We start from the raw sequence: 14,318 nt of genomic DNA, 5'->3' as shown, positions 1-14,318 counted from the left end.
AGCTTGAAATGACACCTCCTAAACAACGACTGGTCATTTTATTCGACGGCACATGGAATGACCCGCAAGATCGCACCAATGTCTATCAAATGAGTCGTCATATTGAACCGGTTGATGGCGAGATTCGTCAGCGTTTTTATTACGAACCGGGCGTGGGCACAGGCCGGTTTGAGAAGTTTCGCGGCGGTGTGTTTGGTTATGGCTTAACCAAAAACCTGTTGCAAGGCTACGACTGGCTGATACGCAATTATCACGACAATTTTGAAGTGTTTATTTTTGGTTTCAGCCGTGGTGCCTACACCGCGCGCAGTCTGGCCGGGCTGATTAACAAATGTGGCTTGCTGGAAATTTCCAGACCCGACTTGTTGCAGCAGGCTGAACAGTTGTATCGCAACAAATCGCTTGGTGCCAATAGCCCGGAATGTGTCGAGTTTCGCGCTCAATACAGTCGCAGGATCAAGATAGATTTTCTTGGTGTCTGGGATACCGTGGGCGCACTGGGCGTACCCGGCACCATGATTTCTGAACGCGGCCGTTATGCCTGGCACGACACCGAATTATCCAATATCGTACTGCGCGCCTATCAGGCAATGGCACTGGATGAACATCGTGCTGCCTATGACTCGGTGCTGTGGACCAGCCATGATGGCATTAAAGACAACGAACAGATTGATATTGAACAACGCTGGTTTATAGGTGCACATGCCAATGTGGGCGGCGGTTATGGCGATGATCTATTGGCTGATATTGCTTTTGCCTGGATGCATCAAAAAGCCGACGCGGCTGGCTTAAAGCTAAAACCCTACAGTCCGCCCGTTGATGCCTTCCAAGGCGAGCCGCGTGATTCTTTCGCTGAGTTTTTGCGTGGCAGTTATGGCTTTTTTCGGCGAATCACCCGCCGTGGTGATGGCCGATTTATTCGCGCCTTCGCCAGCAATCATCTGGGCGAACCGGCGGTAAATGTCACCATTGACCCGAGCGTCTGGCAACGCTGGCAAGCGGTTTCAGACTATCGACCTGCAACGCTTGTTAATGCTGAACAATCACCGCCAGACTAGGTCTTCCGTTATTTTTGGTTGATCTTATTCACAATCGCTGTGGTCGAACAGTTATCGACCAAGCCCATGACTTTGACTTCGCCGCCGTAGCCTTCGACGATTTCCCAGCCGACCACACCTTTTTTATCGTAATCGCCGCCTTTGACCAGCACATCGGGTTTAATTTCGCGTAACAAATCTTCCGGTGTGTCACCTTCAAAACAAGTCACCCAATCGACATCAGCAAGACCCGCCAGCACGATCTTTCGGCGCTCTGCCGGATTGATCGGGCGTCCCGGGCCTTTGAGTTTTGTCACCGACTCATCGGTGTTGATGGCGACAACCAGACGGTCGCCCTGGGCGCGTGCCTGATGTAAATAACTGACATGTCCGGCATGCAAAATATCAAAGCAGCCATTGGTGAAGACCACTTTTTCGCCACGTTTTTTGGCCTGTTCCACTGCAATTTTCAGTTGCTCAACGGTCACAGCACCGGCAAAGGAATGATCACTGTTGTGATCACCTTGATGACGGGCAAACTCAGAGTTTAATTCCGGAGCGCTGACGGTGGCTGTGCCCAGTTTGCTGACCACAATACTGGCAGCAACATTGGCAAGCGTTACCGATTGTTCAAGCGTCTGCCCTGCGGCCAAGGCACTGGCCAGTGTGGCAATAACCGTATCACCAGCACCCGTCACATCAGCGACTTCCTTGGCAATTGCCGGTAAATGAAATTCGGCCTCACCATCGCTAATCAGCGTCATACCATGCTCGCTGCGGGTAATGAGCAGCGCCTTGATGTCAAACTCCGCCAGCAGTTGTCGGGCCTTTTCAACCAGCTCCGCTTCGGAATGCACTGCGCCGACGACAGCTTCAAACTCCGCCATATTGGGCGTAATCACATCCGCGCCGCGGTATTTGCCAAAATCATTGCCTTTAGGATCCACCAATACCGTCATGCCCTGTTGGTGCGCTTGTTGAATCCAATATTGTGGCTCGGCTAATGTGCCTTTTTGATAATCAGATAACACCAGCACCCTGGCATCGGCCAGCAAGGATTTGCTCAGCGACTGCATGCCCTGCCAGACATCTGCAGCAAAAGGTGTTTCAAAATCCAGTCGCAGTAATTGCTGATGCGCACTGATAACGCGTGATTTGATGATGGTCGGGTAATCAGGGCTTTGATGGAACAGGCAATCCACCCCCACCGAGAGCAGACGCTGCTGTAACACGGCGGCAGCCTCATCCTGACCGGTAATGCCTGACAACCGACAGTTGGCGCCCAGCGAAGCAATATTCATCGCCACATTAGCGGCGCCGCCGGGAATATCTTCCAGTCGTTCAACATTGACCACTGGCACTGGTGCTTCTGGCGAGATACGTTTGGTTTTACCGAAGTAAAAACGGTCCAGCATCAGGTCGCCAACGACCACGACTCGGGCTTGATGAAAGTCTGGAGATACATGTTTCATAAAGATTTGCCTGTGTTTTGCTGGTTTTTTTGCGTGTTCATTTTTTACTTTTCGGTTCAATTGCCGCGCTGCATCAAGTACCCGTCATTGCGGAAATCGTCTGACGATTGTCCGCAATCTCTGCACGGCCTCAAGATTCCCGCCTGCGCGGGAATGACGGTGCTTTGGTGCTTCACACCTTTCCAGTCCCCTCCGTCATTGCGGAAAACGCTTAACGTTTGTCCGCAATCTCTGCACGGCCTCAAAGATTCCCGCCTGCGCGGGAATGACGGTGCTTTGGTGCTTCACACCTTTCCATCCCCTCCGTCATTGCGGAAAACGCTCAGCGTTTGTCCGTAATCTCTGCACGGCCTCAAGATTCCCGCCTGCGTGGGAATGACGGTGCTTGTTGCTTCACTCCTTTCCAGCCTCCGAGATTCCCGCCTTCGCGGGAATGACGAGAGAAAAGCATCGAATCCTCCCCGCTCCGTCATTGCGGAAAACGCTTAGCGTTTGTCCGCAATCTCTGCACGGCCTCAAGATTCCCGCCTGTGCGGGAATGACGGTGCTTTTGTGCTTCACACCTTTCCAGTCCCCGCGATTCCCGCTTGCGTGGGAATGACGGTGTCTATTGGTTTTATTTTGCGGTTAAAAGCGTTTGTAGTCCATGCCAGACTTGTTCGGGCGTTAATGCGTTCATGCATACCGGGGCTTGATCAATTGCTTCCGGCAACGGACACGCCCGTTTGTAACAGGGCGCACAGGCAAAGTCTGACACCAGATGTTGTTGATGTTTGCCATAAGTGCCAATCAGATCGGTATCAGTGGCCCCATACAAGGTGAGTGCAGGCGTTGAAGCCACCGCCGCCAGATGTGCAAGACCAGTATCGCTGCATATCGCACCACTGGCACGCTGCATTAAGGCTGCCACATGATTCAAGGATAGTCTCGGCAGTGCAAACGCCTGCTCATCGACCAAGGCAATCTGGCGGGCGCGTTGCCACTCTTCGTCATTACCGCAGGGCAGCAGCACAGAAAATCCCTCCGCGCGAGCCAGCAGAACCAGCTGTTGCCAGTAATTGACCGGCCATAATTTGGTCAGCCAACTGGCATTGTGCACAAACATCAGATATCGCTCGGGCAAGTCAAAGTCGAGTTCTGGTAAGGCATAGTTGCGGAAATCTGCTTTGTAATTGGCTGCGCTGCTGGGCACCTGATAGCCGAGTGCCTGTGCCAGGATTTGCCGCATTCTGACTACAGCATGCTGTTGCGGTTCGACTGAAATCGGGAATTTATAGGCCAGATGCGCCGGGCGCTCACGACAGGAGGCCTTGTCCAGCCCGTAGACCGGCCCTTTGCGCAACACACTGACCAGCGCACTTTTCAGATTGTTTTGCATATCGACCACAACATCGTAGTCATCGGCGTTCAAATCTCGGTAAAAAGCGCGTAACTCACCGCCGGTCAGGGTCTGCCAGGTATTTTTTTTCCAGCGACGGTGTGAGGTGGTAATGACTTTTTTTACCGCCGGATGCCATTGCGGCACCGCTGCGAAGGCTTCATCGACCACCCAGTCGAACTCAATACCGGGGATCTGCTGTGCCGCATCGGTCAGTGCGGGCAAGGCATGCATCAGATCGCCCATTGAGGTCAGTTTGATAATCAGCACTTTCATATTAACTATCCGCCGGTGCCACGGCTGGCCGGTTATTGCAGCTCATCAACACTGAACGGCTGATGACGATGTTGCTGCAGGATTTTCAGAAAAGCGTCCGGGTTTTTGATCTGGGTGATCTCGCCTTCACGAGGAAATAATTTATCCTGCAACCGTGATAACCAGAATCGCAACGCAGCGGCACGCAGGACCAGATTCCAGTTTGCCTGCTCAGCATCAGTCAGTTGTCGATGTTGCAAATAACCACTCATCAATGCCTGATAATGTCTCAGCGCCAAAGTACCGGATTCATCAACGCACCAATCATTTACCGCGACTGCCAGGTCATAAAGCAGATATTCATCACAGGCATAATAAAAATCAATAATGCCTCTCAGCTCTTCACCGTCAAACAAGGCATTGTCGCGAAACAAATCTGAATGAGTGACTCCCCAGGGCAGGTCAAGATCGGCATAGCCTTTCTGAAAAGCCAGCTCGTTTTTCAGTAAGGCGGCTTGATCCGCCTCCATCATAGGTAGCAATCGTTGTGCAGTTTCCTGACGCCATTCAGGACCACGTTGGCTGTGGCGGCGCGACTGAAACTGCTGCCCGGCAATATGCATCTGGCCAAGAATATCGCCGATGGCTTCACACTGCGCCAGACTGGCAACATTGGCCACTCCACGACCGTCAAGTCTCATCACCAATGCCGCCGGACGGCCACAGAGTTTTTTCAGATAACGACCTTGCCGATCAGCGGCCGGGTGTGCCGACGGAATGCCATGCTCGAAGAAAAACGTCATCACATCAAGAAAATAGGCTAACTCACCAAAGTCGTGATGTTCAAACAGGGTCAGGACAAATTCGCCCTTGTCTGTGGTAACGAAGTAATTGGTATTTTCGATGCCGTCACTGATGCCCTGATAATGAACCAGTTCTCCGACCGCATAGTCTGCTAGGAACGCGATGAGTTGGTCGCGCCCGACTTCAGTGTAAACCGACATGCAACTGCTCAGATATTAAGGATGATTACCACTCAAACAGGATCCAGTTTGGCACCAGCAGTTTGGAATCGAGGTCATGCCTGCGAGTTTCCAAACGTCCATCACCATCGGTATCCATCAGGTAGTATGAGGGGCCTACAGAGGGTGTGACCTTGATCATGTAGAGCTGACCATTGACCCGGTATTCTTCAATCGTCCGATCTTCCTGCTGGATGATGGTGATTTCAGGCTCGATACTGTCGCCGTCTGCCAGCGGTGGCGGGATCACTGGCGGCTGCTCGAGGTATGAAGTATCTGCCACAGCAGTGCCCGTGATAAATAAACCGGCTGCGCATACAATAGCGAGATGTTTAGACATGATCATGCTCCACAACAATTGCGCTTAAGATAGCACTTCCGCAATCACTATTAAAGCAACCCGTTAACACTTCAAAATTGGCCATATATCGCTATGACGCAGACCAAACCTTTCATCCTTGTTGATGGCTCTTCGTATCTCTACCGTGCCTATCATGCAATGCCCCCCCTGACCAATCGTTCGGGAGAAGCCACCGGCACCATCTACGGCGTTATCAACATGCTGCGCAAACTGCTGAAAGACTATGATCCGGAGCATATGGCCGTGGTGTTTGATGCCAAGGGCAAAACCTTTCGCGATGACTTGTATGCTGAATACAAGGCCAACCGGCCGCCAATGCCGGATGACTTGCGTGAACAGGTCGAACCCATCCACAACATTGTCAAAGCCATGGGCCTGCCGTTACTGATGATTGATGGCGTGGAGGCAGATGATGTGATCGGCACCCTGGCCCAACAAGCCACCGAGCAAGGCATCGACACAGTGATTTCCACCGGTGACAAGGATATGGCGCAACTGGTCAATGCGCATGTGACGCTGGTCAACACCATGAGCAATACCATCACCGATATCGAGGCGGTCAAGGAAAAATACGGTATCGAACCGGCGCAGATCATCGATTATCTGGCACTGATGGGCGACAAGGTGGATAACATTCCAGGTGTGGCCAATGTCGGACCGAAAACCGCCACCAAACTGTTGCAACAATATGGCAGTCTGCAAGGGGTTATTGACCACGCCGATGAGGTCAAAGGCAAGCTGGGTGAAAACCTGCGCAATGCACTGTCGGATCTGCCGCTGTCCTATGAACTGGCCACCATCAAGCTGGATGTGCCCCTGGATTTCGAACCCAAAACACTGAATCTGCAACCCGCAGACAACGCCGCTTTGCTGGAATTATTTGAACGCTACGAATTCAGAACCTGGACGCAGGAAGTGCGAAATGCACCGGCTGAAAGTCCACAGGTCAGCAATACAAGTACAGCAGCCGATATTGAGACTGCAACTGCCGAACAACACTATCAGGCCATTGTCAGCGAGGCCGAATTTGCAGACTTGCTCAAACAACTGGAGGCAGCCGAGCTGTTTGCCTTTGATACCGAAACCACCAGTCTGAATTATCTGGAAGCCCGACTGGTCGGCATGTCGTTTGCCATCAAGGCTGGCACCGCTTTTTACTTGCCGCTGGCCCATGACTATCCGGGTGCGCCCGAACAACTGGACTTTGACAGCACCCTGGCCCGGCTGAAACCACTGCTGGAAAACCCGAACAAACTCAAAGTCGGTCAGAATCTCAAATATGATCGCCATGTGCTGCTCAATCATGACGTTGATCTGCAAGGCATTGCCCATGACACCATGCTGCAGTCCTATGTACTCGACAGCACCGCCACCCGCCACGATATGGATTCGCTGGCCGAGAAATACCTGAGTCGCAGCACCATTCACTTTGAAGATATTGCCGGCAAGGGCAAAAAACAGCTGACTTTCAATCAGATTGGTCTGGATGAAGCTACGCCTTATGCCTGCGAAGATGCCGACATCACCCTGCAACTGCATCAGAAGTTGTGGCCACAGATTCAGGCGATTCCCAGTCTGGCCGAAGTCTATAAAAACCTGGAAATGCCATTACTGCCGGTGTTGAATACGCTGGAGCGTAACGGCGTGCATATCGATATTTTTATGCTGCAACAGCAAAGCGATAACCTTGCACATGATATCGACCGGCTGGAAAAACAAGCGCATGAATCGGCGGGTGAGGTATTCAATCTGGGCTCGCCCAAACAATTGCAGGCGATCCTTTACGACAAGCAGCAATTGCCGGTGCGTAAAAAAACTCCAAAAGGCCAGCCATCGACTGCTGAAGAAGTGCTGCAGGAGCTGGCTGATGATGGTTATGAACTGCCGCAAATCATCATGAACTACCGCAGTCTCAGCAAACTCAAATCGACCTATACCGATAAACTGCCGCAGATGGTCAACCACAGCACAGGCCGAGTGCACACCTCATACCATCAGGCCGTAACCGCTACCGGACGCTTATCTTCGTCGGATCCCAACTTGCAGAATATTCCGATCCGCACCGAAACCGGCCGCCGTATCCGTGAGGCTTTTGTTGCCGCTGACGGGGCCAAGATCCTCGCTGCCGACTATTCCCAAATCGAGCTGCGTATCATGGCGCATTTGTCTGGAGATGCCAGTTTGCTCAAGGCGTTTGCCGAGGGAGAAGATATTCACCGACACACCGCCTCGGAAATTTTCAATGTGGATCTGCAAGCGGTCACTGCCGACCAACGGCGCAGTGCCAAGGCCATCAATTTTGGCCTGATCTACGGCATGTCAGCACATGGTCTGTCCAAACAACTGGGCATCGAACGGCATCAGGCGGCAGCCTATATGGATACCTATTTTGAACGCTATCCCGGCGTCCGGCAGTATATGGACAACACCCGCCAGCAAGCCAAAACCGATGGCTATGTTGAAACGATATTTGGACGTCGGCTATATCTGCCGGAAATCAATTCCAGCAACGGTATGCGCCGCCAATATGCCGAACGCACCGCAATCAATGCGCCGATGCAGGGTAGCGCCGCCGACATTATCAAACGGGCGATGATTGCCATTCACGACTGGTTGCTCAGTGAAAACACCGGCATCCGCATGATCATGCAAGTGCATGACGAACTGGTATTTGAGGTGCCCGACAACCAACTTGAACTCGCCAAAAAAGAAATTGAGCGCTTTATGATCGAGGCGGCTGAACTCAAAGTGCCGCTGGAAGTGGGTATGGGTGTTGGCGATAACTGGGAGCAGGCGCATTAGCCCCGTAGGTTGGGTTGAGCCTGCGAAACCCAACACCAACATTCCGACGATAAACACGGTTTGTTGGGTTTCATTGCATTCTACCCAACCTACCATTCATGCGGTTCGAGCCAATCACCAAGCCTCATGCCCCGTGGATGTCCCTGTAGGTTGGGCTGAGGCACGAAGCCCAACATTGTAATGGTGGTTGGGTTGTTGGGCTTCGCAAGCTCAGCCCAACCTACGCTCGTGTTTAATTCAACAATTCAAGAACGCTTCTTGGCACGCGGATGCGCCGCATCATACACCTTGGCCAGATGCTGAAAATCGAGATGGGTGTAGACCTGGGTGGTGCTGATATCAGCATGGCCCAATAACTCCTGCACTGCCCGTAAATCACCGCTGGATTCGAGCATATGTGAGGCAAAGGCATGGCGCAGCCGATGTGGATGCACCTTGTCGGAGATGCCCAGTCGCTTGCCCCAATATGACAGTCGCTGTTGAATTGAACGAACACCGAGGCGGCGTCCCTGTTGACTGACAAACAGGGCTTGCTCACTAAAAAAACCACGCCGGTCACGCATTTCCAGCCAATGCTTGATCGCATTGATAGCCTGACGACCCATCGGCACAATACGTCCCTTGCCGCCCTTACCTGCGATGACATGCACCAGTTGTTCGGCAAAATCGATATCGCGCAGATCCAGTGCCGCCAGCTCAGATACCCGCAGGCCTGACGAATAGAGCAGCTCCATAATGGCCCTATCTCTTGACGCCACAAACGTATCTTCCGGGGTGGCGTCCAGTAAGGCATTGGTTTGATCAACATCCAGCGTCGATGGCAAGCGTTTTTCTGTTTTGGGTGCCTGCACGGCGACGGCTGGATTATGTTCAGACAAACCTTGTCGAACCAGATAACGGTAAAAACTGCGAATCGCGGATAGTTGACGATGAATTGAGCGAGCCGATAAACCACTGCGATGGTTTTCGGCGATAAATTTTCTTAGCTGTTTGCTGGAAAGCACCGCCCAGTCGGTCAGAGACTCACGGCCAGCAAAACCGAGCAGTTGTTGCAGATCCCGGCGGTAGTTTTTGATGGTATGTTCTGACAGACGCTGAGCAGCCAGCGATTGTAAAAAAGCTTCGGTAACTTCTGCCAGTTCAGCCGACATGATGATGCAAATCGAAGCGTCGCAACATTCGCATAAAGACATCGCCTAAAAAGCTCAGATAGGTGGTGCCCATATCGGCATGAAAACGATTGGCATCCTCACTGGCAATCGCCAGAATTCCGGCACAGGGTTGATGACCCAGTGGCAGGCAAGCCACGGACTGCACTGAAATATCCACATCACTGAACAACACTTGTTTTTGCGCTTTGGTCAGACGACCACAGACCGGCTTTTGCTTGTTGAGCAGGCTGTCAAATGCTTTCAGAGCACTATCATCAGCATGCAGCTGGGCGATGTTGGCCTTGATGTCCGGGATTTTGGGAGCCTTGTCTCCGGCATAAAACAACCTGAGCGCGACCGCATCGGCGTTAAATTCCTGTTTCAGATCCTGCATCAAGACCTTGAGCAATGATTCCAGATCATCACAGTCAAGGAAGCGTAAACATAATTGATGAACCCGATCCTGCAAAGCCGAATTGCTGTGAGCGTTATCGATCAGCGCGCGCAGCTGCTCATCCAGATGTTTGACCTTGTCTTCCAGGCGTTCACGTTGCTTTTGTGCCAGAGAAATAATGTTGGCCGGAGCCTGATCTTCATCAAGTTGCAACAGGGCCAATGTGTCGGGATTTTTCAGCAGAAAGTCCGGGTGCTCGGCAAGATAATCGTGAATTTTGTCCGCAGTTAGCTTTGAGTCGGTATCGGCCACTCAATTTCTCCATCAAAAACGTGTTGTGCAGGCCCGGTCATCATGACATTGGATGCTTCATCAGGCCAGCTGATATGCAAACATCCGCCGGGCAGAGCTACTTGAACATCTCGAGCCAGCAATCCTCGACGAATGCCACTGACCACAGCGGCGCAGGCACCGGTTCCACAGGCCTGAGTCTCTCCGACACCGCGTTCGTAGACTCTCAGACGGATATGGTCATGATCGACGACTTGCATAAAACCCGCATTGACGCGTTCAGGAAACCTTTCATGAGCCTCTATCTGAGGACCCCACTCCGCAACAGGTGCAGCACTGATGTTTTCCACCCGAACGACCGCATGTGGATTACCCATCGACAAAGCGCTGATCTCAACGTGCGGGCCAGAGGGTAAGGTCAGCATATAGGTGTTGGAAAGTTCGTTGGCAACAAAGGGAATCGCGGCGGGTTCAAACCGGGGCGGCCCCATGTCCACACGCACCTGACCATCTGACTGTAGCTCTGGGTAAATAAGCCCGGAGGCTGTCTCGACGGCAATCACGGTTTTGTCGGTCAAACCTTTGTCATGAACAAATCGAGCGAAACAGCGAGCACCGTTACCACATTGGGCAACCTCGCCTCCATCTGCGTTGAAGATACGATAACGAAAATCTGCCTCGGCTGATTCGGCTGGTTGCACCAGCAGCAACTGATCACAGCCAATGCCCCAATGCCTGTCCGCCAGCATCTGTATTTGCTGTTTGCTTAGTTCTACTGATTGATGAATGGCGTCGATGACAATAAAGTCATTTCCCAAACCATGCATCTTGCTGAATTTCAACATGACCTTCTAGTCCTGCAGTACTCGCTCGCCAGCATAAAGTGAAGCGATTGATTCACGTTCACGCACCAGATGCAGCTCAGCACCATCCACCATCACTTCAGCCGCCCTTGGCCGTGAATTGTAGTTAGAGCTCATAGTAAAACCATAGGCGCCTGCCGAGCGAATTGCCAGTAAATCACCTTCAGCGATTTTCAGCTCACGTTGCTTACCCAGAAAATCACCGGTTTCACAGACAGGGCCCACCACGTCGTAGATCTCTGCGACAAGATCGCTGCGCAGTTTTGCTGGCACGATTTCCATCCACGATTGATACAAGGCAGGGCGCAGCAAGTCGTTCATTGCGGCGTCAATGATGGCAAAGCGATGCGCTTCTGTGGTTTTGATGTACTCAACGCGCGTCAACAATATGCCCGCATTGCCGGCAATGGCTCTGCCTGGCTCCAGAAAGATTTCCAGGTTTCGGTCAGTCAGCACATCTCGCATGGCTGCCGCATATTCAGCCGGGCTTGGTGGCGTTTCGTCTTTGTAGCGAATGCCCAAACCACCGCCAATATCAAGATGTTTGATCTGGATATCGAGTTCGGCCAGTCGGTCAATCAGGGCTAATACCCTATGCAAAGCATCAACAAACGGCGCAACCGTGGTGAGCTGCGAACCAATATGACAATCGACGCCGACGACATTAAGTCCAGGCAGTTGGGCTGCGGCTTGATAAACATCCGGCGCACTTTCTATGGCGATGCCAAATTTGTTTTCTTTGAGCCCGGTTGAAATATAAGGATGGGTTTGCGCATCCACATCAGGATTCACCCGAATAGAAATTGGCGCAGACTTGCCAAGCCGGCTGGCTACTTCGCTGATTCGCTGTAACTCACTTTCGGACTCGACGTTGAAACAGCGAATGTTTTGTTCGAGGGCGTATTCAATCTCATCGGTGGTTTTGCCAACACCGGAAAATACCGTCCGCTCAGCTTTGCCTCCGGCCGCCAACACTCTGGCCAGCTCGCCGCCAGAGACGATATCAAAGCCAGAACCAAGTCGAGCCAGGACATTCAGTACCGCCAGATTGGAATTGGCTTTTACCGCGTAACAGACCAGATGTGGCATACCGGAAAACGCTTCATCAAACGCACGCCAGTGTCGCTCCAATGTGGCTCGGGAGTATATATAAGTTGGCGTGCCATATTGCGCTGCAATGTCACTGACCGGCACATCTTCGGCACGAAGACTGTCCTGCTGATACTGAAAAAAATCCATCAAAAACCTTCTAAGCTACCATTGTTGAAATTGCCTTTCCCTCAGGCAAATACAAATCACCACTTTGACCACATGCGGATATCACCGCTAGCATTCCTGCCAACAATGCGACTCGCAACCAGCCCATCATTTGTTTCATTGTTATCCTCCGCTGACACCAAGCAGGCAGTATACAGGTTTGCTGCGAAACACTATTGCCAGAAATAGTCTGCTTATTGTCGACAAGTCATACAGTTACATAGCCAGACTGTGAACAAATCCTGGAATTTATACGGTAACTTACATACTATTGGCTGTGCGCAATGATTAACATGTTAAGGAAACAGAATCCGTCATGGCAAATACCGCAGCACCCGTCAGGCTGAGTGGCTTGGCAAGACGTCTTGTCAGTGAGGGCTTGCTGGATGAAGAAGCAGCTCATACGGCACAAACCGCCGCCAAGGAAGCGCGGCAATCATTTGTTACTTATCTGGTAAACCACAAAATACTCGCCAGCGCTGATATCGCCGCCATCGCCTCAGCAGAATTTGGCGTGCCCTTGTTTGATATCGACACCATGAACCTCGAAATGGCGCCCACCAGCCTGTTTCAGGAAAAGTTGATTCGTCAGCACAATGCGCTGCCACTTTATCAACGGGGCAAACGACTCTACGTTGCCGTATCCGACCCAACCAATCTGCAGGCACTGGATGAATTTCAGTTCAACACTGCACTGAATACTTTTCCTGTGCTGGTCGATGAATCAAAACTCAGCGCCATTATCGAAAAAGCCCTCGATAAGCAGGACCAGCAACTTGATGACTTTGAAGATTCTGATCTGGACGATATCGATCTTGGCCCGGATGACACACTCGACAAGGAGCCCAACCTTAACGAAGCCAATATCGACGACACGCCGGTAGTTCGCTTTATCAATGGCATACTCACCCATGCTATCAAGGCCGGTGCGTCGGATATTCACTTTGAACCATACGAGAAGAAATATCGCGTGCGTGTGCGTATCGATGGTATTTTGCATGAGACCAAAACGGCACCTGTTGCACTGGGCGGCCGGATTGCAGCCCGTTTGAAAGTCTTGTCCAGAATGAACATCGCTGAACGGCGAGTGCCTCAGGATGGACGGATGCGGCTAAAACTTTCCAAGTCCAAAGCCATTGACTTTCGTGTCAACACCTGTCCGACTTTGCATGGCGAAAAAATTGTACTGAGGATTCTGGATCCGACCAGTGCACAGCTGGGCATTGATGCTTTGGGTTATGAAGATGACCAGAAGAAAATCTTTATGGAGACCATGCACAAACCTTATGGCATGGTGCTGGTCACCGGTCCAACAGGTAGTGGTAAAACGGTGTCGCTGTATACGGCTCTGAATATTCTCAATACTGATGATCGTAATATTTCTACTGCTGAGGATCCTGCAGAAATCACACTGCCCGGCATCAATCAGGTGAATGTCAACCCGGCCATCGGACTGACTTTCTCTGAAGCTCTCCGGGCTTTCCTGCGTCAGGATCCCGATATCATCATGGTCGGTGAGATTCGTGATCTGGAAACGGCAGAAATTGCTATCAAAGCCGCACAGACAGGGCATATGGTATTCTCAACCCTGCATACCAACGATGCACCACAAACGCTGACTCGTCTGGCGAACATGGGAGTTCCGGCATTCAATATCGCCTCAGCGGTATCGCTGATCATTGCTCAACGACTGGCTCGACGACTCTGTCCTCAATGCAAGACAGCCGAGACACTGCCGACGGAAGCCTTGTTGAAAGAGGGATTTACCGAGGAACAGATCAACAGCGGATTTAAGGTATATCGTGCAGTCGGCTGTGATCATTGCACCGAAGGCTACAAGGGACGAGTCGGTATTTATCAGGTGATGCCAGTCTCTGAAGCCATGGGACGTATCATCATGGAAGGTGGCAACTCCATACAGCTTGCTGACCAAGCCAAAAAAGAAGGTATCGCTGACTTGCGAGCTTCTGGCCTGAAAAAAGTCATGGCTGGATTGACCAGCCTGGAAGAGATCAACCGGGTGATCAAGGAGTAG

Annotated in this window: 12 protein-coding genes; 3 read left to right on the top strand and 9 right to left on the bottom strand. The window is 51.7% G+C overall.

The features are described from left to right. Positions 1-8: 8 nt before the first annotated feature. Entirely contained in the window at positions 9-1,058 is a 1,050-nt protein-coding gene (locus MPL1_RS03815) for a DUF2235 domain-containing protein (RefSeq protein WP_009725810.1), read from the top strand. Between the two features lie 8 nt (positions 1,059-1,066). On the opposite strand, the gene hldE is transcribed toward MPL1_RS03815, so the two are convergent. The 4 genes from hldE to MPL1_RS03795 form a co-directional block, all read right to left on the bottom strand. Next, the gene (gene hldE, locus MPL1_RS03810; RefSeq protein ID WP_009725809.1) at positions 1,067-2,509 is read right to left on the bottom strand and encodes a bifunctional D-glycero-beta-D-manno-heptose-7-phosphate kinase/D-glycero-beta-D-manno-heptose 1-phosphate adenylyltransferase HldE; all 1,443 of its coding nucleotides are present in this window, start codon (positions 2,507-2,509) and stop codon (positions 1,067-1,069) included. 616 nt (positions 2,510-3,125) lie between these two features. After that, positions 3,126-4,163, bottom strand: coding sequence for a lipopolysaccharide heptosyltransferase I (gene waaC, locus MPL1_RS03805; RefSeq protein WP_009725808.1), 1,038 nt, complete (start codon positions 4,161-4,163; stop codon positions 3,126-3,128). 32 nt (positions 4,164-4,195) lie between these two features. Further along, entirely contained in the window at positions 4,196-5,146 is a 951-nt protein-coding gene (locus MPL1_RS03800) for a homoserine kinase (protein WP_009725807.1), read from the bottom strand. A gap of 25 nt (positions 5,147-5,171) precedes the next feature. Further along, on the bottom strand, positions 5,172-5,504 hold the full coding sequence (locus MPL1_RS03795; protein WP_009725806.1) for a DUF2782 domain-containing protein: 333 nt from the start codon (positions 5,502-5,504) through the stop codon (positions 5,172-5,174). Between the two features lie 93 nt (positions 5,505-5,597). On the opposite strand from MPL1_RS03795, the gene polA reads away from it, so the two are divergent. Then, positions 5,598-8,327 (top strand): DNA polymerase I, encoded by a 2,730-nt coding sequence (gene polA, locus MPL1_RS03790; RefSeq protein WP_009725805.1) that lies wholly within the window; start codon positions 5,598-5,600, stop codon positions 8,325-8,327. Between the two features lie 245 nt (positions 8,328-8,572). On the opposite strand, the gene xerC is transcribed toward polA, so the two are convergent. The 5 genes from xerC to lptM are packed head-to-tail and all read right to left on the bottom strand — an operon-like array spanning position 8,573 to position 12,392. Then, positions 8,573-9,478 (bottom strand): tyrosine recombinase XerC, encoded by a 906-nt coding sequence (gene xerC, locus MPL1_RS03785; protein WP_009725804.1) that lies wholly within the window; start codon positions 9,476-9,478, stop codon positions 8,573-8,575. Next, positions 9,468-10,184 carry a DUF484 family protein gene (locus MPL1_RS03780; RefSeq protein ID WP_009725803.1) on the bottom strand — a complete coding sequence of 239 codons (717 nt, stop codon included), beginning with the start codon at positions 10,182-10,184 and terminating at the stop codon, positions 9,468-9,470. Before MPL1_RS03780 ends, xerC begins: the two co-directional genes overlap by 11 nt. Next, on the bottom strand, positions 10,160-11,008 hold the full coding sequence (gene dapF, locus MPL1_RS03775) for a diaminopimelate epimerase (RefSeq protein WP_009725802.1): 849 nt from the start codon (positions 11,006-11,008) through the stop codon (positions 10,160-10,162). Before dapF ends, MPL1_RS03780 begins: the two co-directional genes overlap by 25 nt. Positions 11,009-11,014: 6 nt before the next feature. After that, positions 11,015-12,265: a diaminopimelate decarboxylase gene (gene lysA, locus MPL1_RS03770; RefSeq protein WP_009725801.1), complete on the bottom strand. Its 1,251-nt coding sequence runs from the start codon at positions 12,263-12,265 to the stop codon at positions 11,015-11,017. A gap of 10 nt (positions 12,266-12,275) precedes the next feature. Continuing rightward, positions 12,276-12,392, bottom strand: coding sequence for an LPS translocon maturation chaperone LptM (lptM, locus tag MPL1_RS13590; protein ID WP_268743747.1), 117 nt, complete (start codon positions 12,390-12,392; stop codon positions 12,276-12,278). Between the two features lie 207 nt (positions 12,393-12,599). On the opposite strand from lptM, the gene pilB reads away from it, so the two are divergent. After that, positions 12,600-14,318, top strand: coding sequence for a type IV-A pilus assembly ATPase PilB (pilB, locus tag MPL1_RS03765; protein ID WP_009725800.1), 1,719 nt, complete (start codon positions 12,600-12,602; stop codon positions 14,316-14,318).

Source organism: Methylophaga lonarensis MPL, assembly GCF_000349205.1.
Taxonomy (GTDB): domain Bacteria; phylum Pseudomonadota; class Gammaproteobacteria; order Nitrosococcales; family Methylophagaceae; genus Methylophaga; species Methylophaga lonarensis.
This window is presented reverse-complemented; position numbering and strand designations above follow the sequence as displayed.

Coding starts and splice junctions, on each gene's coding strand:
- hldE (WP_009725809.1), bottom strand. CDS start 2,509: ATGAAACATGTATCTCCAGACTTTCATCAAGCCCGAGTCGTGGTCGTT.
- MPL1_RS03795 (WP_009725806.1), bottom strand. CDS start 5,504: ATGTCTAAACATCTCGCTATTGTATGCGCAGCCGGTTTATTTATCACG.
- dapF (WP_009725802.1), bottom strand. CDS start 11,008: ATGTTGAAATTCAGCAAGATGCATGGTTTGGGAAATGACTTTATTGTC.
- pilB (WP_009725800.1), top strand. CDS start 12,600: ATGGCAAATACCGCAGCACCCGTCAGGCTGAGTGGCTTGGCAAGACGT.
- MPL1_RS03815 (WP_009725810.1), top strand. CDS start 9: ATGACACCTCCTAAACAACGACTGGTCATTTTATTCGACGGCACATGG.
- MPL1_RS03800 (WP_009725807.1), bottom strand. CDS start 5,146: ATGTCGGTTTACACTGAAGTCGGGCGCGACCAACTCATCGCGTTCCTA.
- lysA (WP_009725801.1), bottom strand. CDS start 12,265: ATGGATTTTTTTCAGTATCAGCAGGACAGTCTTCGTGCCGAAGATGTG.
- xerC (WP_009725804.1), bottom strand. CDS start 9,478: ATGTCGGCTGAACTGGCAGAAGTTACCGAAGCTTTTTTACAATCGCTG.
- polA (WP_009725805.1), top strand. CDS start 5,598: ATGACGCAGACCAAACCTTTCATCCTTGTTGATGGCTCTTCGTATCTC.
- waaC (WP_009725808.1), bottom strand. CDS start 4,163: ATGAAAGTGCTGATTATCAAACTGACCTCAATGGGCGATCTGATGCAT.
- lptM (WP_268743747.1), bottom strand. CDS start 12,392: ATGGGCTGGTTGCGAGTCGCATTGTTGGCAGGAATGCTAGCGGTGATA.